Source organism: Georgenia sp. Marseille-Q6866 (assembly GCF_965111665.1).
In genome coordinates, this window is record NZ_CBCOOR010000013.1 from 25,704 (window position 1) to 45,253 (window position 19,550).

General features: G+C 72.3%; 20 protein-coding genes and 2 pseudogenes. 6 read left to right on the forward strand and 16 right to left on the reverse strand.

Annotated features, from left to right (window positions below; all coding sequences use genetic code 11):
- Window positions 1-88 precede the first annotated feature (88 nt).
- From aspA to ACWPXV_RS11885, 4 genes are read right to left on the reverse strand one after another with little or no spacing between them, the layout of a single operon-like run.
- On the reverse strand, window positions 89-1,606 hold the full coding sequence (gene aspA, locus ACWPXV_RS11870; RefSeq protein WP_454085426.1) for an aspartate ammonia-lyase: 1,518 nt from the start codon (window positions 1,604-1,606) through the stop codon (window positions 89-91).
- Window positions 1,606-3,003, reverse strand: a complete 1,398-nt coding sequence (locus tag ACWPXV_RS11875) for a class II fumarate hydratase (RefSeq protein WP_454085427.1) — start codon at window positions 3,001-3,003, stop codon at window positions 1,606-1,608. The genes aspA and ACWPXV_RS11875 overlap by 1 nt, the downstream gene beginning before the upstream one ends.
- Window positions 3,004-3,047: 44 nt before the next feature.
- Window positions 3,048-3,317 carry an HPr family phosphocarrier protein gene (locus ACWPXV_RS11880; protein ID WP_110851875.1) on the reverse strand — a complete coding sequence of 90 codons (270 nt, stop codon included), beginning with the start codon at window positions 3,315-3,317 and terminating at the stop codon, window positions 3,048-3,050.
- An 8-nt stretch (window positions 3,318-3,325) separates the two neighbouring features.
- Window positions 3,326-4,459: a GuaB3 family IMP dehydrogenase-related protein gene (locus tag ACWPXV_RS11885; RefSeq protein ID WP_454085428.1), complete on the reverse strand. Its 1,134-nt coding sequence runs from the start codon at window positions 4,457-4,459 to the stop codon at window positions 3,326-3,328.
- 38 nt (window positions 4,460-4,497) lie between these two features.
- Here ACWPXV_RS11885 and ACWPXV_RS11890 point away from each other — a divergent pair, with 38 nt between their 5' ends.
- A complete protein-coding gene (locus ACWPXV_RS11890) occupies window positions 4,498-4,917 on the forward strand; it encodes a QcrA and Rieske domain-containing protein (protein ID WP_454085429.1) in 420 nt (139 codons plus the stop codon).
- Between the two features lie 99 nt (window positions 4,918-5,016).
- Here the strand turns inward: ACWPXV_RS11890 and ACWPXV_RS11895 are convergent, their stop codons facing one another.
- The 3 genes and pseudogenes from ACWPXV_RS11895 to ACWPXV_RS11905 all read right to left on the reverse strand — a co-directional run.
- Complete coding sequence (locus ACWPXV_RS11895) at window positions 5,017-5,412, reverse strand: hypothetical protein (protein WP_454085430.1); 396 nt, start codon at window positions 5,410-5,412, stop codon at window positions 5,017-5,019.
- Between the two features lie 24 nt (window positions 5,413-5,436).
- Complete coding sequence (locus tag ACWPXV_RS11900) at window positions 5,437-6,186, reverse strand: CPBP family intramembrane glutamic endopeptidase (protein ID WP_454085431.1); 750 nt, start codon at window positions 6,184-6,186, stop codon at window positions 5,437-5,439.
- A 212-nt stretch (window positions 6,187-6,398) separates the two neighbouring features.
- Window positions 6,399-6,748: pseudogene (locus ACWPXV_RS11905) on the reverse strand (transposase); the annotation flags it as partial.
- A gap of 15 nt (window positions 6,749-6,763) precedes the next feature.
- On the opposite strand from ACWPXV_RS11905, the pseudogene ACWPXV_RS11910 reads away from it, so the two are divergent.
- Window positions 6,764-6,936 (forward strand): annotated as a pseudogene (locus ACWPXV_RS11910) (integrase core domain-containing protein); the annotation flags it as partial.
- A gap of 33 nt (window positions 6,937-6,969) precedes the next feature.
- Here the strand turns inward: ACWPXV_RS11910 and ACWPXV_RS11915 are convergent.
- From ACWPXV_RS11915 to ACWPXV_RS11930, 4 genes are all read right to left on the reverse strand, one after another.
- Window positions 6,970-7,707 (reverse strand): exonuclease domain-containing protein, encoded by a 738-nt coding sequence (locus ACWPXV_RS11915; protein WP_454085432.1) that lies wholly within the window; start codon window positions 7,705-7,707, stop codon window positions 6,970-6,972.
- A gap of 104 nt (window positions 7,708-7,811) precedes the next feature.
- Window positions 7,812-9,272 (reverse strand): NAD-dependent succinate-semialdehyde dehydrogenase, encoded by a 1,461-nt coding sequence (locus ACWPXV_RS11920; RefSeq protein ID WP_454085433.1) that lies wholly within the window; start codon window positions 9,270-9,272, stop codon window positions 7,812-7,814.
- Between the two features lie 69 nt (window positions 9,273-9,341).
- Window positions 9,342-10,859: an IMP dehydrogenase gene (guaB, locus tag ACWPXV_RS11925; protein ID WP_454085499.1), complete on the reverse strand. Its 1,518-nt coding sequence runs from the start codon at window positions 10,857-10,859 to the stop codon at window positions 9,342-9,344.
- Window positions 10,860-10,894: 35 nt separating this feature from the next.
- Window positions 10,895-11,812 (reverse strand): MerR family transcriptional regulator, encoded by a 918-nt coding sequence (locus ACWPXV_RS11930; protein ID WP_454085434.1) that lies wholly within the window; start codon window positions 11,810-11,812, stop codon window positions 10,895-10,897.
- A 241-nt stretch (window positions 11,813-12,053) separates the two neighbouring features.
- Between ACWPXV_RS11930 and ACWPXV_RS11935 the strand changes: the two genes are divergently transcribed.
- Window positions 12,054-12,344: a WhiB family transcriptional regulator gene (locus ACWPXV_RS11935; RefSeq protein ID WP_110851879.1), complete on the forward strand. Its 291-nt coding sequence runs from the start codon at window positions 12,054-12,056 to the stop codon at window positions 12,342-12,344.
- Between the two features lie 71 nt (window positions 12,345-12,415).
- On the opposite strand, the gene groES is transcribed toward ACWPXV_RS11935, so the two are convergent.
- Window positions 12,416-12,712, reverse strand: coding sequence for a co-chaperone GroES (gene groES, locus ACWPXV_RS11940; RefSeq protein WP_454085435.1), 297 nt, complete (start codon window positions 12,710-12,712; stop codon window positions 12,416-12,418).
- A gap of 197 nt (window positions 12,713-12,909) precedes the next feature.
- Here groES and ACWPXV_RS11945 point away from each other — a divergent pair, with 197 nt between their 5' ends.
- Window positions 12,910-14,118 (forward strand): THUMP-like domain-containing protein, encoded by a 1,209-nt coding sequence (locus tag ACWPXV_RS11945; RefSeq protein ID WP_454085436.1) that lies wholly within the window; start codon window positions 12,910-12,912, stop codon window positions 14,116-14,118.
- Between the two features lie 54 nt (window positions 14,119-14,172).
- Window positions 14,173-15,309, forward strand: coding sequence for a glutamate--cysteine ligase (locus tag ACWPXV_RS11950; protein WP_454085437.1), 1,137 nt, complete (start codon window positions 14,173-14,175; stop codon window positions 15,307-15,309).
- Window positions 15,310-15,481: 172 nt separating this feature from the next.
- On the opposite strand, the gene ACWPXV_RS11955 is transcribed toward ACWPXV_RS11950, so the two are convergent.
- Both ACWPXV_RS11955 and tsaD read right to left on the reverse strand, forming a co-directional pair.
- Entirely contained in the window at window positions 15,482-16,522 is a 1,041-nt protein-coding gene (locus ACWPXV_RS11955; protein ID WP_454085438.1) for an acyltransferase family protein, read from the reverse strand.
- Window positions 16,523-16,620: 98 nt separating this feature from the next.
- Window positions 16,621-17,664, reverse strand: a complete 1,044-nt coding sequence (tsaD, locus tag ACWPXV_RS11960) for a tRNA (adenosine(37)-N6)-threonylcarbamoyltransferase complex transferase subunit TsaD (RefSeq protein ID WP_454085439.1) — start codon at window positions 17,662-17,664, stop codon at window positions 16,621-16,623.
- 97 nt (window positions 17,665-17,761) lie between these two features.
- Here tsaD and ACWPXV_RS11965 point away from each other — a divergent pair, with 97 nt between their 5' ends.
- Window positions 17,762-18,370 (forward strand): malonic semialdehyde reductase, encoded by a 609-nt coding sequence (locus ACWPXV_RS11965; protein ID WP_454085440.1) that lies wholly within the window; start codon window positions 17,762-17,764, stop codon window positions 18,368-18,370.
- A 3-nt stretch (window positions 18,371-18,373) separates the two neighbouring features.
- Here the strand turns inward: ACWPXV_RS11965 and rimI are convergent, their stop codons facing one another.
- Together rimI and tsaB are read right to left on the reverse strand one after the other, a co-directional pair.
- Complete coding sequence (gene rimI, locus ACWPXV_RS11970; protein ID WP_454085441.1) at window positions 18,374-18,835, reverse strand: ribosomal protein S18-alanine N-acetyltransferase; 462 nt, start codon at window positions 18,833-18,835, stop codon at window positions 18,374-18,376.
- Window positions 18,832-19,536 (reverse strand): tRNA (adenosine(37)-N6)-threonylcarbamoyltransferase complex dimerization subunit type 1 TsaB, encoded by a 705-nt coding sequence (gene tsaB, locus ACWPXV_RS11975; protein WP_454085442.1) that lies wholly within the window; start codon window positions 19,534-19,536, stop codon window positions 18,832-18,834. The genes rimI and tsaB overlap by 4 nt, the downstream gene beginning before the upstream one ends.
- Between the last annotated feature and the right edge of the window lie 14 nt (window positions 19,537-19,550).

Sequence of the window (19,550 nt, forward strand, 5' to 3'; positions counted from 1 at the left end):
TCGAGGACGCACGTTCGGTCACCTGGACGGCCCAGCACGGGCTCGCCGGTGACCGGACGTGCGTACTCGGCAGGGTGGACGGGACGCCTCAGCGGTCCGCCGTCGACTCCTCCTCGAGCTCCCCGCCTTCGGTCGACTCCTCGTCGCTGCCGACCTCGTCGGCCGTCGGGGCGATGACCGCGGGGTCCTCGCCGTAGAAGGTGCCGCGGTAGCGCGGGCGCATGAGGTTCTCCACCGAGAGGACGTCGTCGACCTCCGCCTCGGTGAGCAGCCCCCACTCCAGGACGATCTCGCGCACGCCGCGCCCGCTGCGGGCGGCCTCGCGGCCCACCCGGTCCCCGTTGTGGTGCCCGATGATCGGGTTGAGGAAGGTGACCAGCCCGATCGAGCTCATGACGTTGCGGCGGCACACCTCCTCGTTGGCGGTGATGCCGGATACGCAGCGCCGGTCGAGGGTGTCGCAGGCGCGGGTGAGCAGCGAGATCGACTCGAAGAGCGCCGTCGCGATGACCGGCTCCATGACGTTGAGCTGGAGCTGGCCGGCGGCCGCCGCCATCGTCACGGTCGTGTCGTTGCCCATGACGCTGAAGCAGACCTGGTTGACGACCTCGGGGATGACCGGGTTGACCTTCGCCGGCATGATCGAGGACCCGGCCTGCATCTCGGGCAGGTTGATCTCCCCCAGCCCGGCGCGCGGACCGGAGGACAGCAGCCGCAGGTCGTTGCAGATCTTGTCGAGCTTGACCGCCACCCGCTTGAGCGCGGCGTGCATCGACACGTAGGCGCCGGCGTCGGACGTCGCCTCGATGAGGTTCTCCGAGCGCACGACCGGCAGGCCGGTGACCTCGGCGAGGTGGGCGACGGCCCGCACCGTGTACCCGGGCGGGGTGTTGAGCCCGGTCCCGATCGCCGTCGCCCCGAGGTTGACCTCGAGGAGCAGCGCCTGCTGGCGGGAGAGGTTGAGCAGCTCCTCGCTGAGGAGCGCGGCGAAGGCGCTGAACTCCTGGCCCAGCGTCATCGGCACGGCGTCCTGCAGCTGGGTGCGGCCCATCTTGAGCACGCGGGAGAACTCGTGCCCCTTGCGGCCGAAGGTGCCCGCGAGCGCCTCCAGCCGCGCCTTGAGCCGCTCGACGGCCTGGTGGGTCGCGATGCGCAGGCCCGTCGGGTAGGCGTCGTTGGTCGACTGGCTCTTGTTGACGTGGTCGTTGGGGTGGACGACGTCGTAGCGCCCCTTGGGCAGGCCGAGCCGCTCGAGGGCGAGGTTGGCGATGACCTCGTTGACGTTCATGTTGACCGAGGTCCCGGCCCCGCCCTGGTACACGTCCACGGGGAACTGGTCCAGGCAGCGCCCGGTCTCGAGCATCTCGTCGCAGGCCCCGATGATGGCGTCGGCGATGTCCACCGGCAGGGTGCGCAGGTCCCGGTTGGTGAGCGCCGACGCCTTCTTGACCAGGACCATCCCGCGCACGAGGTCGGGCAGGTCGCGCACCCGGGTGCCGGACAGGGCGAAGTTCTCCACCGCGCGCAGCGTGTGGACACCCCAGTAGACGTCGTCGGGGATCTCGCGCTGACCGAGGAGGTCCTCCTCGGTGCGGGTGGCGGCCATCAGCTCGGGCGGGTCATCGAGACGACGTCGAGGGCCGCGTCGAGCTGCTCGGGCGTGATCTCCCCGCGCTCGACGTAGCCCAGCTCCTCGACGGACTCGCGGATCGTCGTGCCGTTCTTCACGGCGTGCTTGGCGATCGCCGCGGCGGCCTCGTAGCCGATGACCCGGTTGAGGGGCGTGACGATGGACGGGGAGGACTCCGCCAGGGCCCGGGCCCGCTCGACGTTCGCGGTGATGCCGTCGACCGTGCGGGTGGCGAGCGCGACGCTCGCGTTGGCGAGCAGGGTGATCGACTCGAGGAGGTTGCGCGCGATGACCGGCAGCATGACGTTGAGCTCGAAGGAGCCCGAGGCGCCGGCGAAGGCGATCGTCGCGTCGTTGCCGATGACCTGCGCACACACCATGAGCGTGGCCTCGGGGATCACCGGGTTCACCTTCCCGGGCATGATCGAGGAGCCCGGCTGGAGGTCGGGGATGGCGATCTCACCGAGCCCGGTGTTGGGGCCCGAGCCCATCCACCGCAGGTCGTTGCAGATCTTGACGAGCGAGACGGCCACGGTGCGCAGCGCGCCCGACATCTCGACCGCGCTGTCCTGGGCGCTCTGCGCCTCGAAGTGGTTGGTCGCCTCGGTGAGGGGCAGGCCGGTGTTCTCGGCGATCTTCGCGATGGCCGACGGCGCGAAGCCGGCCGGCGTGTTGATCCCCGTCCCGACGGCGGTGCCCCCGAGGGCGAGCTCGGCCAGCCGCGGCAGGGCGGCCTCGACCCGGGCGATGCCGTAGCGCAGCTGGGTGGCGTAGCCGGCGAACTCCTGGCCCATGGTCACCGGCGTGGCGTCCATGAGGTGGGTGCGGCCGGACTTGACGACGTCGGCGAGCTCCTCGGCCTTGCGCTCCAGGGACCCGGCGAGGGTGTCGAGCGCGGGCAGCAGGTCGTGGACGACGGCGGCCGTGGCGGCGATGTGGATCGAGGACGGGAAGACGTCGTTGGAGGACTGCGAGGCGTTGACGTGGTCGTTGGGGTGGACGCTGCGCCCGAGCAGCGTGCTCGCGATGTTCGCGACGACCTCGTTGGTGTTCATGTTCGACGACGTTCCCGAGCCGGTCTGGAAGACGTCGACCGGGAAGTGCTCGTCGTGCTCGCCGGCGATGACCTGCTCGGCGGCCTCGGCGATGGCCCGCGCGAGGTCCTCCTCGAGGACCCCGAGCTCGGCGTTGGCGAGCGCGGCGGCGCGCTTGACCTGCGCGAGGGCAGCGATGTGGTGCCGCGACAGGCGCGTGCCGGAGATCGCGAAGTTCTCCACGGCGCGCTGCGTCTGGGCGCTGTAGAGGGCGCCGCGCGGGACCCGCACCTCCCCCATGGTGTCGTGCTCGATGCGGAAGGCTTCGTCCTGCGTCACTGCTGCTCCAAAGCTTGGTTGGCGGGTACGGGTTGCGGTGGGTCCTACTTCTCGTCCAGGTCCTTGCTCAGCAGCTCGGCGAGGGAGTCGAGGACCTCCTCGGCGCGCTCGCCCTCGGCGGTGAGGACGACGTTCTCCTGGTACTTCGCGCCCAGAGTCATGACCCCGAGGATGCTGGCGGCGTCGACGGGCGTGCCCCCCTCCTTGGCGATCTTCACCGGGATGCCGGCCTCGCCGGCGGCCTTGACGAAGAGGGAGGCCGGGCGGGCGTGCAGGCCCACCTTCGAGCCGATGGTCACGGTGCGCTCTGCCATGGGAACTCCTACCGGTTGTTGTTGGGCGTGTAGGGGGAGACGACGACCTCGACCCGCTGGAACTCCTTGAGGTCGGAGTAGCCGGTCGTGGCCATCGCCCGACGCAGGGCGCCGATGAGGTTGACGGTGCCGTCGGGCGTGTCGCTGGGGCCGTGGAGGATCTGCTCGAGGGAGCCGACCGTGCCCACGCGCACGCGCTCGCCGCGCGGCAGCTGCGGGTGGTGGGCCTCCGAGCCCCAGTGCCAGCCGCGCCCGGGCGCCTCCTGGGCGCGGGCGAGGGAGGAGCCGAGCATGACGGCGTCGGCCCCGCACGCGACGGCCTTGACGAGGTCGCCGGAGCGGCCCACCCCGCCGTCGGCGATGACGTGGACGTAGCGGCCGCCCGACTCGTCGAGGTAGTCGCGGCGCGCGGCGGCGACGTCGGCGACGGCGGTGGCCATCGGGGTGTGGATCCCCAGCGAGGTGCGGGTCGTGTGGGCGGCGCCGCCGCCGAAGCCGACGAGCACGCCGGCCGCGCCGGTCCGCATGAGGTGGAGCGCCGCGGTGTAGGTGCCCGCGCCGCCGACGACGACGGGCACGTCGAGCTCGTAGATGAAGCGCTTGAGGTTGAGCGGCTCGGCCGTGGAGGAGACGTGCTCGGCGGAGACGGTGGTCCCGCGGATGACGAAGAGGTCCACACCGGCCTCGACGACGGTGCGCCAGTGCTGCTGGGTGCTCTGCGGGGAGAGCTTGCCGGCCACGGTGACGCCGGCGGCGCGGATCTCGTGGAGCCGCTGGGTGATGAGCTCGGGGACGATCGGCTGGGAGTAGATCTCCTGCATGCGCCGGGTGACGTCGGCGCCCTCGAGGGTCGCGATCTCCTCGAAGAGGGGCTCGGGGTCCTCGTAGCGCGTCCACAGGCCCTCGAGGTCGAGGACGCCGATGCCGCCGAGCTTGCCGAGGAGGATCGCCGTCGCCGGGCTCATCACCGAGTCCATCGGCGCCGCGAGGACGGGGATGTCGACGTAGTAGGCGTCGATCTGCCAGCCGACCGAGACGTCCTGCGGGTCGCGGGTGCGACGCGAGGGCACCACCGCGACGTCGTCGAAGGAGTAGGCCCGTCGTCCCCGCTTGCCGCGGCCGATCTCGATCTCGTTGCTCACACACGCCAGGTTACCCGGCGGTCGGTAGATTGCGGCCCATGGTCTGCGCGCACCCCCACGGTCCCTCCCGCCGGCAGGTCCTCACCTGGGCCGGCGCCGGTGCGGCGGCGCTGACGCTCGCCGCGTGCTCGGGCGAGGAGGACGCGCCGCCACCGCCGGAGGCCGGGGAGCGCCTGGTGGGCCTGGAGGAGGTCCCGGTCGGCGAGTCGGTCGGTGTCCGCACGAGCGCGGGCGCCGAGGTGGTCGTCACGCGGGTGGCCGAGGACGAGGTCGTCGTGCTCAGCGCCGTGTGCACCCACCAGGGCTGCACGGTCGTGCGGGAGGCCGAGGACCTCAGCTGCCCGTGCCACGGCTCGCGCTTCGCCGTCGCCGACGGCGCCGTCCTCCAGGGCCCCGCCGAGGAGCCCCTCCCCCGGGTCGAGGTCCGTATCGAGTCCGGCGCCGTCGTCACCGCCTGACCCTGCCCGCCCCGCCGACCGTTGAGTTGCTACGCAGGAACGAACTCGACGCTCTCCAGCGCTGGGCTGCCGACGCGGCGAGCAGTGCCGGCGTACCCGTCACTCCTCCTGGGTGGCGTCACCATCGAGACAGACCTCGAGCGCGTCGACGTCACTCCCTGTGACGTAGTGGCCCCAGTCGCCCCACACCCGGCATCCCACGAGCAGGGCCGGTCGCCCGTCGCGCGGCATGGCAACCCGCAGCATCACGCGTCCTTCGAGGACGGCCTGGACGACCTCCGCCACCGGCTCGACACCCCCGCCCAAGTCCTCCCCGACGAGCACCCCGGTCCCCGCGAAGGACACCCGGGCGACGCCGTCGTCGATCGAAGCATGGACGGTGAAGCCATCCGTCCGCACGATAACCACAGCAGTCCCGTCCGTCTGCGCCCGGACAGCGCTACCGAACCTCTGTAGGACGGCAGCGGCCAGGTCAGGTGCAGCAAAGCGTGTCATGGAAACACTCCCTCCTCGGTCGCCCTAGAGCAGAATCGCGAGCAAGATGCAATCAGCGATGAAGTGTGCGCCGATGACCCCAGCCAAACTACCCGACCGCAGCCTCAGGTACGCGGCAACGACTCCAAACGCTGCGGTGAGAACAACCCCTAGCCAACCGCCCGGGATGGCATGTAGGTGGATCGCACCGAACGCTGCACTAGTCACAAGAACGGCAGCGCCCCCCTGTGTGGAGAGGAGAGCGGCGCCGACGCGCACGCGGTCAAGCCACAGGTAACGCCAGAGGAACTCCTCGTGGACCGCATTGACCGCCGCCGCGCCGGCGAGCACCCCATACTGCAAGAGTGGGGTCTGGATCGCCGCGATCCGCCCGACATCGGACGACAGGAACAGCCCGTCTAGACTGGTGTACCAAAGGACAACTCCTAACGCCGCCGCTGATATTAGCAGCAACATCAGAGGCCAATCGCGTAACCGCCATAGGCTCTTCTTGTGCCGATAGAGGGCTATGAAGAGCGCGCACCCCAGTAGTGGCACTGGGACTGCGTAGCCAATGACGGCGCCAGCGCCCACGACTCCGATCATGACCGCGACTCCGAAGAACGCTAGGCGCTCCTTCCCACACCACCCGCGCCCGGCCATACACGCCGCGCCAGTTGCGAGAACAGAACCAGATACTGCCATCTCGACGCCTGGCAGGGTCATGAGGAAGAAGCCAGTTACGAAGAGTAAGAGCAGAAGATAGCCCTGGAGCCGCTGGACCTGCGATGTCAACTCAGCTCTCGGGCCTACTTTTTGCAAGTTACCTGAGCGCTTCCGCTGTACTGCCAACTCATCGACTTCGCGGAGACACCGTCCATCTTCCCTTGCCCCTTGGCGGCGGTACGGTACGTACCCCCAACACACCGCGTGTTCTTCGACGACATGATCGTGTACTTCTTGCCGTCTTCGACTGAATTGATCCTACGGGTGGCGGCAGAGTTCACGATCACCGATGTGGGCGGTCGAGCTCCGCCGCGAAGAAAGCCGAGGCGCTCTTGAGGATCGCGTTCGCCCGCCGCAGCTCGCGGTTCTCCCGTTCCAGCTCGGCCAACCGCTGGGCATCACTGCTCGTGGTGCCCGGCCGGTCCCCGGCATCCACCTCGGCCTGGGCAACCCAGCCGCGCAGCGTCTCGGGGTTGGCTAGCTGCTCACCCACCCGCCGACACGCCCCCACACGTGACTCGGGATCCTTCTTCGCTTCGAGCACCAGCCGCACGGCCCGCTCACGCAGCTCGTCGGGGTACTTCCTCGGTGCGCTCATAGCTCTCATCCTCCGTGGATTGAGAGCCTCCATGGAACCCGGGGCGGTTCAGTCTTCCACGACGGGCCCTACAGGACCCTGGCCGACGTCGAGTACGCCACCGCCGGCTGGGTCGACTGGTACACCACCGACGCCTCCACAGCTCCCTCTGGATGCTCACCCCGCTCCAGTACGAGCAAGCCCGCTACGCTGCGGTCAACCAAAAGCCGCAACCCGCATAGAAGCGGCAGAGAAGCCGTGCCGCTTCAGTACACCTAGGCCAGCACATGGGAGCCGGCGACGGCCCGGTCCACGGTCGGGAGCCACTCGAGGTCGATCCCGGGTCCGTCGAGGCCCTCGGCGGCGCGGCGGGCGTTGACGCGGGCCGCCCAGTCGCGGTGGTGCCCGCGCTGCCACTCGTGAAGGTCCGCCAGGTCGCGGGCACCGAGCTCGGGGAAGGCGACGAGCAGGCAGTCGAGCACCTGCAGTGTGGCGAGCACGTCGACCTCGGCGGTGTGGAGGCTCTCGAGGACCTCCACCCGGTAGTGCCCGCACAGGTCGACGAGCTTGCGTGCGCCTGCTCGCTCGTGGTCGAGGGCGCGGTCGATGACGAGGGGGTCGAGCACCGGGCCGAGGGTGCGGCCGAGCCGCTCGGCGAGAGTGGGCAGCTGCCAGCGGGCGAGCTCGTGCTCGAGCAGCGTGAGGTCGAAGCAGGCGTTGTAGGCGACGACGGGCACGCCGCCCTCGAAGGCTCGCACGAGCTGGTCCGCGATCTCCTCGAGCGCGACCCGCGGCGCAGCCCCCTCGGCGCGGGCAAGGTCGGTCGTCACGCCGTGGATCGCGCTGGCGGGCTCGGGGATCTCCACGCCGGGGTCGACGAGCCAGGTGCGCTGCCGGATCCCCCGGGCGTCACGGGTGACGAGCGCCGCGGTGACGATGCGGTCGTGGCGTGGGTCGACGCCGGTGGTCTCGGTGTCGAAGCCGAGGAACGGACCCGCCGTCCAGGTGTCCATGACCTCTCCTCCCGAGGTGCCCCGCTCCCGCGCGGCGTCGTCGATGTTCCCCACGGTGCCAGAGACCACCGACATCCCGGAGCGAGCCACGCGCACGGCGTCGGTCAGACCGGCAGCGCGACGTAGACGGCCTCGAGGAACTCCTCGATGCCCTCGACACCGCCCTCGCGGCCGAGGCCCGAGTGCTTGACCCCGCCGAAGGGGGCGGCCGCGTTGGAGACCAGACCGGTGTTGACGCCCACCATGCCCACCTCGAGGCGCTCGCTGAGCCGCAGCACGCGGGAGAGGTCGGCGGTGAAGACGTAGGCGGCCAGCCCGACGTCGGAGTCGTTGGCGAGCCGGACGGCCTCGTCCTCGTCGCGGAAGGTCGCCACCGGGGCGACCGGACCGAAGATCTCATTGACCATCACCGGGCTGTCGGGGGCGACGTCGGTGAGCACGGTGGGCCGGTAGAAGTACCCCGGCCCGTCGACGGGCTCCCCGCCGGTGAGTACGCGCGCCCCGGCCTCCCGGGCCGCGGTCACGAGCCCGTGCACGCCGTCGCGCTGGTCCGCGGAGACGAGCGGCCCGACGTCGGTGCCGTCCTCGAGTCCCGGACCGACCGTGAGGCCGGCGAAGTCCTCGGCGAGCCGGCGCGAGAACTCCTCGGCGACGTCCTCGTGCACGAGGAAGCGGTTGGCCGCCGTGCAGGCCTCGCCCATGTTGCGCAGCTTCGCCTGGCGGGCACCGACGAGCGCGGCGTCGAGGTCGGCGTCGCCGAAGACGATGAACGGCGCGCTGCCGCCCAGCTCCATCGAGGTGCGCAGCACGTTGTCGGCGGCCTCCCTGAGCAGCGACCGGCCCACCTCGGTGGAGCCGGTGAAGGAGAGCTTGCGCAGCCGCCGGTCCTGGAGGAGCGGGCCGGTGACGGTGCGCGCGCTGGAGGTCGGGACGATGTTGACGACGCCGTCGGGGACGCCGGCGTCCAGGAGGATCCGGCCGAGGGCCAGGGCGGTCAGGGGCGTGAGGGCGGCCGGCTTGAGGACGACGGTGCAGCCGGCGGCGAGCGCCGGGGCGATCTTGCGCGTCGCCATCGCGAGCGGGAAGTTCCACGGGGTGATGAACAGGCAGGGGCCTACCGGGCGCTTGGTGGTGAGGATGCGCAGCGTGCCCTCGGGCGCCGTCTGGTAGCGCCCGTTGACGTGCGCGGCCTCCTCGGAGAACCACCGGAGGAACTCACCGCCGTAGGCGACCTCGCCGCGTGACTCGGCGAGCGGCTTGCCCATCTCCAGCGTCATGAGGGTGGCGAGCTCCTCGGCGCGCTCCGTCACCAGGTCGAAGGCCCGGCGCAGGATCTCCGCGCGCTCACGCGTCGGCGTCGCCGCCCAGGCGTGCTGGGCGGCCGCTGCGGCGTCCAGCGCGGCGGCGCCGTCCGCGGCCGACGCGTCCGCGACCGCGGCGATCACCTCGCCGGTGGCCGGGTCGTGCACGTCGAAGGTCGCGTCACCCTCCGCGTCACGCCACGCACCTCCGACGAGCAGCGTCGTCGGGGTGGTCTCCAGGAGTGCGGAGGGGGTCAGCGGCATCGGGGCACCTCGTTCTTCGACAAGTGCTCCCAGCATATGGGCCGGCCCCCGGCACGTCCGGGCGGCGTCTCAGCGGGTGTAGTTGGGCGCCTCGACCGTGAGCTGGACGTCGTGGGGGTGGGACTCCTTGAGCCCCGCGGAGGTGATCCGCACGAACTTGCCCTTCTCCGCCAGCTGCACGAGGTCGTGCGCACCGACGTAGAACATCGACTGGTGCAGGCCACCGATGAGCTGGTAGGCGACCGCGGAGAGCGGACCGCGGTAGGGCACCTGGCCCTCGATGCCCTCGGGCACGATCTTGTCGTCGGTGTCGACGTCCGCCTGGAAGTAGCGGTCCTTGGAGTAGGACACCCGGCCGCGGGAGGCCATGGCCCCGAGGGAGCCCATGCCGCGGTAGTGCTTGTACTGCTTGCCGTTGACGAAGACGAGGTCCCCCGGGCTCTCGTCGCAGCCGGCGAGGAGCGAGCCGAGCATGACGGTGTCCGCACCGGCGACGAGCGCCTTGGCGATGTCGCCGGAGTACTGCAGGCCGCCGTCGCCGATGACCGGGACACCGGCCGGCTTGCACGCCTGGGCGGCGAGGTGGATGGCGCTGACCTGCGGGACGCCGACCCCGGCGACCACGCGGGTGGTGCAGATCGAGCCGGGCCCCACGCCGACCTTGACGGCGTCCGCGCCGGCGTCGACAAGTGCCTGCGCGCCCTCGCGGGTGGCGACGTTGCCGCCGATGACCTGGACGTGGCTCGTCGCGGGGTCCTTCTTGAGGCGCGTCACCATCTCGAGCAGCGCCCGGGCGTGCCCGTTGGCGGTGTCGGCGACGAGGACGTCCACGCCGGCCTCGACGAGGGCCGTCGCGCGCTCCCACGCGTCCCCGAAGAAGCCGATCGCCGCACCGACGCGCAGGCGGCCCTCGTCGTCCTTGGTGGCGAGGGGGTACTGCTCGGACTTGACGAAGTCCTTGACGGTGATGAGGCCCTGGAGCACGCCGTCGGGGTCGACGAGCGGCAGCTTCTCGATCTTGTGCCGGGCGAGCAGCGAGGCGGCGTCGTCGCGGCTGATCCCCACAGGGCCGGTGACGAGCGGCATCGGGGTCATGACATCCCGCACGATGCGGCCCTCGAACTCGGCCCGGTCGATGAAGGCGGTGTCGCGGTTGGTGATGATGCCGAGCAGCACGCCCCGCTCGTCGACGACAGGCAGGCCGGAGACGCGGTAGCGCGCGCACAGCGCGTCGAGCTCGGCGAGCGTGGCGCCCGGGCCGACCGTGACGGGGTCGGTGATCATCCCCGACTCCGAGCGCTTGACGGTCTGCACCTGCTGCGCCTGCGCCTCGATGGAGAGGTTGCGGTGCAGGATGCCGATGCCGCCCTGCCGCGCCATGGCGATCGCCATGCGCGCCTCGGTCACGGTGTCCATGGCCGCCGAGAGCAGCGGCACGCGCAGGGAGATCTCCTTGGTCAGCCGCGCCGTCGTGTCCACCTCGGAGGGGATGACGTCGGTGGGGCCGGGGAGCAGGAGGACGTCGTCGTAGGTCAGGCCGGTGAAGCCGAAGGGGTCCGTCACGTGGGAGTCGCTCACACCCCCGATCCTACGTGCGTGGGCGGCAGGTGGTGGAGGTGGGTCTAGTCACGGACGGCGGCGGCGATCTCCGCCACTGCCGCCGCGGCGGTCCGCACCCGGTGGACGTGGGGCAGCCACAGCGAGGGGCTGTCGTCGCCGAGGAGGAAGACGTCGACGTCGCCGCGCTCGGAGGCCTGGGTGGCGACCTCCTCCGCGCCCGGCGGGTTGCCGATCACCGCGAGCGCGGTCGCCTCACCCTGGGGCAGCCAGGTGAGGGCTCCGGCGCCTTCGGGCAGATGCTCGGCCGGGACGACGAGCGCCCCCACGCCGGCCTCCGCCAGCCCGCCGGCGATGACGTGCGCCGGCACGCGGTCGGCGACGGCGGTGAGGATCCGCACCGGCGCCGGACCGGACGCGGTGAGGTCGCGGATCGCCTGCATGAGGCCCAGGCGCATGACGCCGTGGGGGTCGCTGCCGGGCCGCTCGCCGAGGCGGTGGCGGCCCTGGTCGACCATCTCCGCCGCGGGCCGCACGAGGTCGGTCCAGACGGCGACGACACCGGCCTCCCGGGTGGCGCGGCTGAGCATCCGGTGGACGCGCCGCAGGTCCGGCTCGACGGCGGCCGCGGCCAGGGTGAGCGGGTCGAGGGCGAGGGAGCCGTCGTCGGCCTCCTCGGCGGGTCCGGTGTCCTCCCCGTCGCGGGGGTCGCCCGTGCCGGACTCGGTGGCGATACGGGCGGCGTCGACCGGCGCGACCCCCCGCAGGGTGAGGCGCCGCATCGTCTGGAGGCGGGCGACGTCATCGGGCGTGTACCGGCGGTGGCTGCCGGCCTGGTGCGCGGAGGGGCCCAGGCCGTAGCGGCGGTCCCACGTGCGCAGGGTCGAAGCGGCCACGCCCAGGGTTCGGGCAACGGCCGCCACGGTGAGGGGCGCAGCGTCCATCCGGGAGTCCCCGCCCGATCCGGGGGTCGCTCGAGCCACCAGTCCTCCTTCGTCGGCCTCGATTCTGCACCCCGGCGGCGGCGCGGGCACGTCCGCCGCGCCAGGAGTGCACCGAACGGCGCGGCTGCCCCGTTCACGGCGCGGTCCATGCCCGTTAGCGGATCGTTTCCTGAACTACTTTCGCGAGGGGCTTGAACAATGCCTGCATCGGTTGCTAGGTTCTACCTCATTGGCCCCGCGGCACCGAGGTCGCGCAGCACGGATGTGAAGGAGTACGACGATGGCAGAGCTCAGCAGGCTTCCCGGACCGGTCATGGACCTCTGGGAGTGGCAGTACCAGGGCAAGTGCCGCGAGGCCGACCCGAACCTCTTCTTCCACCCCGAGGGCGAGCGGGGTGGCACCCGGCGCCGCCGCGACGAGGCGGCCAAGGCCGTGTGCGCCGAGTGCCCCGTCATCCAGCAGTGCCGTGAGCACGCGCTGAAGGTCCGCGAGCCCTACGGCGTGTGGGGCGGCCTCTCCGAGGACGACCGCCAGCAGATCCTCACCACCCCGCTGCGCCGCGCCAGCTGACGCCGCACGTCGTCGTACGACGAAGGGCCCCGGTCTGACGACCGGGGCCCTTCGCTTGTCCTAGAAGGACGTCACTTCTCGACGACGGCGAGAACGTCACGCGCGGAGAGGATGAGGTACTCCTCGCCGGCGTACTTCACCTCGGTACCGCCGTACTTGCTGTAGATGACGACGTCACCCACGGCCACGTCCACGGGGACGCGGTTGCCCTTGTCGTCGACGCGGCCGGGGCCGACGGCGATGACGGAGCCCTCCTGGGGCTTCTCCTGGGCGGTGTCCGGGATGACGAGGCCAGACGCGGTGGTCTGCTCGGCCTCGAGGGTCTGCACGACGATGCGGTCCTCGAGGGGCTTGATGGAGACCGACACTGCGGACCTCCCCTTCGCTTAGGTGAGTAACGGAACAAGGTCAGGTCGCACCATGGCCGGCGGGCCGCCGTCGCGGGGGTCGGCCCGTGGTTCTGGTGCAGTCGCGGGACCCGGGGGCCGCCGCACGCCCAAATCTATGCCCGCGTTAGCACTCGGTCAAGGTGAGTGCCAACGGGTCGGGCGCCTACCATCGTCTGGTGGATGCCAGTGCGCTGAGCAAGCTGCTCTCCCCCGAGGGCTGGGCCCTGCTCGGCCAGCTGCCGCCCTACGACGAGGCGACCGCGCTCACGCTCTCGACGGCGCTGCGCGACCGGGGCCTGGACCCCGAGCTGGTCGCCGCCGCGATGACCCAGTCGCGGCTGCGCGCCAAGGGGCGGGCCAAGTTCGGGGAGTTCGCCGACGGGATGGTCTTCACGCAGGCGGGCCTCGAGCAGTCCACCCGGCTGACCGTCGCCGCGCACCACGCCGCGCGCTTCGCGGCGGCCGGCTCGACGAGGGTGGCGGACCTCGGCTGCGGCATCGGCGGCGACGCGATGGCACTGGGCGGCCTGGGGCTGCCCGTCCTCGCCGTCGAGCTCGACGAGCTCACCGCGGCCGTCGCGACCGTCAACCTGCGCCACTTCCCCGAGGTCACCGTCGTCCACGGTGACGCGCTCGCCACCGACCTCGACGGCGTCGACGCCGTCTTCGCCGACCCCGCGCGGCGCACCCGCGGCGGCCGGCGCATCTTCGACCCCTCCGCCTACTCCCCGTCCCTCGACGACGTCCTGGCGCTGCGCGACCGGGTGCCCGCGCTCGGCCTCAAGGTCGCCCCCGGCATCCCGCACACCGCGCTGCCCGCCGACGCGCACGCCCAGTGGGTGAGTGTGGCGGGGGACGTCGTCGAGGCGGGCCTGTGGTTCGGGCCGCTCGCTCCCGAGGGGCCGGGGCGCAGCGCCCTCGTCCTCGACCGCGAGGGCCGCGCGCACCGCCTCACCTCGGAGGTCGAGGCCGCCGACGCCCCCCTCCGGGCGGGGCAGGTGCGGGACCTGGACCACTACCTCTACGAGCCCGACGGCGCGGTCATCCGGGCCGGTCTCGTCGCCCTCGCCGGGGACGAGGTGGGCGCAGGCCTGGTGGCCGAGTCCATCGCCTACCTCACCGGGCCGCGGCTCGTGCGCTCCCCCTTCCTCACCGGCTACCGGGTGCTCGACTCCTTCCCCTTCGCGCTCAAGACGCTGCGGGCCTACCTGCGCGACCGGCAGGTGGGGACGGTGACGATCAAGAAGCGCGGCACCGCCGTCGAGCCCGGGCAGCTGCGCCGCCAGCTCTCCCCCAGCGGCCCGAACGCGGCGACGGTCGTCCTCACCCGGCTCGCGGGCCGGCAGAGCGTCATCGTCGTCGAGCCGGTCACGGCCCCCGAGTAGCCGGCGGCGGTCTCCGTGGCGGCGCATAGCGCCCGCGGACGGCATCATGTCCCCATGGAGATCGACTTCGCCCCCTCGGCGCGATCGACGGTGGGGATCGAGTGGGAGCTCGCCCTCGTCGACGTCGACTCCGGCGACCTGCGACAGGTCGCCCCCACCGTCCTCGAGGCGGTGCGCCCGCCCGGCGCGGACGCGCACCCCCACATCCACCCCGAGCTCCTCCTCAACACGATCGAGGTCGTCTCCGGTGTCGCGACGACGGTGCGCGGGGCGGGGGCGGACCTCGCGCGCACCGTCGAGGAGCTGCGCGCCGTGCTCGACCCGCTGCGGGTGGACCTCATGTGCGCGGGGACGCACCCCTTCGCCCGCTACGACTTCCAGCGGGTGACGAACAAGGAGCGCTACGCGACCCTCATCGAGCGGACCCAGTGGTGGGGCCGCCAGATGGTCATCTACGGCGTCCACGTGCACGTCGGCATCGAGGACCGGCGCAAGGTCCTGCCAATCCTGCGGGCGGTGCTGTGCTACCTGCCCCACCTCCAGTCCCTCGCCTCCTCCTCCCCGTTCTGGGCGGGACGCGCCACGGGCTACGCCTCCAACCGCGCCCTGCTCTTCCAGCAGCTGCCCACGGCCGGCCTGCCGCAGGTGTTCGACGAGTGGCACGAGCTCGAGGCCTACGCGGCGGACATGCTCCACACCGGCGTCATCGACTCTCTGGGCGAGATCCGCTGGGACATCCGGCCCGCGCCGCACCTGGGCACCCTGGAGATGCGCGTGTTCGACGGCGCCTCCAACCTCACCGAGGTCCTCGCCCTCGCCGCGCTCGTCCACTGCCTCGTCGAGCACTTCTCCACCATGCTCGACAACGGCGAGGAGCTGCCCCGGATGCCGCAGTGGTTCCTTCAGGAGAACAAGTGGCGCTCGGCGCGCTACGGCATGGACGCGATCGTCATCCTCGACGCCGCCGGCAACGAGCAGCTCGTGAGTGAGGCCGTCGCCGAGCTGCTCCCCCGGCTGGAGCCGGTCGCGGAGCGCCTGGGCTGCCTCGAGGAGCTCGACGGCATCCGCACGATCCTCGCCAAGGGCGCGTCCTACCAGCGCCAGCGCCGGGTGGCGCGCCGCCACGACGGCGACCTCGACGCCGTCGTCGCCTCGCTCGTCGCGGAGATGAGAGCGGGCCGCCCCCTCTGAGAAGCGCGCGGCCGGCCCGCCCGCCGCGCCGGACGAGCGCTGACCTACCCGCTCGTCCTCCCGCCTCCCCCGTCTGCACACCGCTGCGTGAGGGGAACGGGGGAGCTCGCGGAGCCGGCCGGCCCGCCGTCGCACGCAGGTCAGGCGCGGCGGGTCACCGACCAGGCGAGGGTCAGGGAGCCGGGCTCAGCGCGGGCTCCTCGCCGCTGAGGGCCGGGCGTCGACCGCGCACCGGGGGCAGCGTGTAGAGGCCGGGCACCTGGCGCGTGACCCTGTGCACGCCGAGACTGACGAGGATCGCCCCGACCGTCAGCACGGGTGGGAGCACCGGGGCCGCCCAGCCGATCCGGTCAGCGACGGGCTCGAGCAGCGCGGCGAGGACGACGATCGGGTAGAAGTGCAGGACGTAGATCGGGAGCGTCCGCCTCCCGAGGAACTCCAGCCACCGCATCGCGGGTCGCCCGCTGAGCACCACGGCGAGCGTGGCACCGAAGACGACCGCCAGGCAGCTGACGCCGAGGCGGACGCCGGGGACCCCCATCACGTCCGCCGCGGACACCGCTGCCGAGACCGCGAGGTAGCCGGCTGCGGCCACGACGGCGTGACGCGGGCGCACCCGCGTCGCCAGCTCGCGGAACCTGGGGCCGAGGAGCGCGGCCGCCAGGAAGAAGACGAAGTACTCCGTCATCTTGTTCAGTGTCATGTTCCCCGTGTCGAGAATGCCGGCCCCGAAGGCGAGGGAGACCAGCGTCGCCAGCGCGAGCTGCGCCCACACCGGTAGCCGGCGGATGGACCACGCAGCGAGGAAGTACAGCGCCAGGGAGTAGATGAACCACGTACTCGTGCTCGCGTGCGGCCACACGAGGACGCGCGCGAGCTCCGACCAGGACGGCACGTGGTTGAGGTTGGGCAGCACCTGGAACGCGAGGGTCCAGACGAAGGACCACAGCAGGTAGAGCCACAGCAGCAGGAGGACGCGCCGCCTCACCATGTGGCGCAGGTCCAGCGACAGTGCCTTCGCGGCGAAGATGCCGGCGGTGAAGAAGAACAGCGGCATCCGGAACGTCGTCAGCGCCCCGCCGGCGTCCGACCAGAACCAGGCCAGCCCGACGTCGTCGAGGAAGAACGCCGCGTGGTAGAGCACGACGAGGACGATCGCGCCGCCCTTGGCGACGTCCACCCAGCTCTCACGAGGCTTGGAGCCTGTAGTCATGGCGTGACGTTAACGACCGTCACCGGGGGGCAGTGGGGTGACCGGCGGGCCGAGGAGGAACAGGGTGGGGTGACCCCCGGGGTGAGCCGGCGGGGGCGTCAGGCGCGGACGGTGGTGAGCGGCATGCCCGAGTCGGCGGGGATGTCCCACGCGGAGGGTCCCACGCCCGAGCGGAGCATCGCCGAGCCCAGGGCAGCGATCATCGCGCCGTTGTCCGTGCAGTAGCGGATCGGCGGGATGCGCACCTCGATGCCGTGCTCCGCGCCGCGCTCGGCGGCCAGCTCGCGCAGCCGCGAGTTCGCCGAGAACCCGCCACCGATGACGACCGTCTGCGTGCCCGTCCGCTGGCACGCGGCCAGGGTCTTGCTCACGAGCACGTCGGCGACCGCCTCGGAGAAGGAGGCGGCGACGTCGGCGGCGGGGAGCTCCTCCCCGGCGTCCTCGACGCCCTCGACGTACCGGGCGACGGCCGTCTTGAGGCCGGAGAAGGAGAAGTCGTAGGGGTGGCGGGCCACGTCCTTGCCCTTCGACAGCCCGCGGGGGAAGCGGATCGAGGTGCGGTCGCCCTGCTGGGAGAGGCGGTCGACGTGCGGGCCGCCGGGGTAGGGCAGGCCGAGCAGGCGGCCGACCTTGTCGAAAGCCTCACCGGCGGCGTCGTCGAGGGTCTGCCCGAGCTCGACGACGTCGGTCGCGATGTCGCGCACCTCGAGCAGGCTGGTGTGGCCGCCGGAGACGACGAGCCCGACGAAGTGGTCGGGGAAGGCACCGTGGACGAGCTCGTCGACGGCGATGTGCCCGATGACGTGGTTGACGCCGTACAGCGGGCGGTCCAGCGCCAGGGCCAACGACTTCGCGGCGGCGAGACCGACGGTGAGCGACCCGACGAGGCCCGGGCCCGCGGTGACGGCGACGGCGTCGACGTCCTCGAGGCGGCAGTCCGCGGCGTCGAGCGCGGCGTCGAGCGTGGGGACGAAGGCCTCGAGGTGCGCGCGGCTGGCGACCTCGGGGACGATGCCGCCGAAGCGCGCGTGCTCGTCCATGGAGGAGGCCGTCACGTCGGCGAGCAGCTCGCGGCCCCTCACCAGCGCGAAGCCGGTCTCGTCGCAGCTCGTCTCGATGCCGAGGACCAGGGGTTCACTCACCCGTACAGGGTAGTGCGCCGCCCACCCGGCAACACCTGTGGCTGACCTCACAGCACCGGGGCGGATGGATCCCCGCGCCGGGGCGGTTGCCGTGGACATGACCACTGACGTGATTCCCGCGACCGACCTGCCGCGCGCGATCTTCCACGACGCGCGCACGACCAACTCCTTCACCCCGGAGCCGGTCGACGTGCAGCTCGTGCGCGAGGTCTACGAGGCGGTGCGCTGGGCGCCGACGGCGATGAACGGGCAGCCGCTGCGCCTCGCGGTGGTGGAGTCCCCCGCCGCCCGCGAGCGCCTCGTCGCCCACCTCAACGAGGGCAACAAGGCCAAGACCCTGGCGGCGCCGCTCACCGTCGTCGCGGCCTGCGACCCCGCCTTCCACGAGCACCTCGAGCTCCTCGCCCCGCACCGCGCCGGTGCCCGGGAGAAGATGGCGGGCGACCCGGAGTTCCGGGAGTCCTTCGCCCGCACCAACGGGCTCATCCAGCTCGGCTACCTCATCCTCGGCCTGCGCGCGGCCGGTCTGGCCGTGGGCCCGATGACCGGTCTCAGCGCGGCGGGCGTGGACGCCGAGCTCTTCGCCGAGTCCGGCTGGCGCACCCTCGCGGTCCTCAACGTCGGCCACGCCGCGAGCGAGGAGCCCGGGGCGGTGCACCCGCGCGCCGGCCGTCTCGACTTCGAGACCGCCGCCGTCGTCCTGTGAGGGCTACGGGGCGGCCGTGAGGTCGCCCCGGCCCGAACGCAGGGTGAGCCGCATGACGACGGCGTCCTCGTCGCCGTAGTAGCGCGGCCGGGTCCCGATCGGCACGAAGCCGGCGCGCTCGTAGAGCCGCTGCGCGCTGAGGTTGCCCGCCCGGACCTCGAGGAAGACGTGGCGGGCCCGCGCGGCGCGCGCCCGCTCGAGCAGGTCGGCGAGCAGGGCGGCGCCGGTGCCGCGGCCGCGGTGGCCGGTGGCCACCCCCACCGTCATGACCTCGCTGTCCTCCCCGAGCGCGATGCCCGCGTAGCCGACGACGGCGCCATCGCTCTCCGCCGCGACGTAGTACCGGCCCGCGTGGCTCAGCTCCTCCCGGTAGGCCGCCCGCGACCACGCACCCGGCCCGAAGAGCTCGCGCTCGAGCTCCATGACCCGGTCGAGGTCGTCCTCCCGCAGCGGCCGCAGGATCACGAGGCGCGCTTGCGCGCGGCCGCCGGGGTGACGTCGGGCCGGCGCAGGTACAGCGGCTCGGTGCCGAGCGCGACCTCCTCCCCCGCCTCCGCGCGCGCCAGCCGGGCGCGCACGACGCGGGCCAGGACGGCGGCGTCGACCTCGTCCGGCGCGCCGGGGGTGGGCGGCAGGACGTCGGCGTACAGGAGGGCACCGGGACCGGCGACGACGACGGGCCCCTCGTCCACCGCCGCGTCCAGCGGGTCCTCGGCGAGCTCGGCGGCGGGCCCCACGCGCGGCCCGGACAGGACCTCGACGTCGTCGTCCCCGAGCGCGCGGAAGCGGGCGGAGTAGACCTCCTTGCGCCGCGCGTCCCCGAGGACGAGGACGGTGGAGCCGGGGCGGACGTCGAGGACCTGGCGCGCGAGGACGTCGAGGCTGCTGACGCCGTGGACCGGGATGCCCCGGGCACGGGCGAAGGTGAGGGCGGTGACGAGACCGACCCGCAGGCCGGTGTAGGGCGCCGGCCCGGTGCCGACGGCCACGCGGTCGACGTCGGAGGCGCTCAGCCCCGCGGTCTCGAGGACCTCGGCGACGAGCGCGGAGAGACGCTCGGCGTGGCCGCGGTGGTCGGCGCTGCGGGCACGGGCCAGCACGCCGGCGTCGTCGTCGTGGAGGGCGACCGCACTGCCGGCGGAGGTGTCGATGCACAGGGTTCGCACGGCACCCAGGGTAG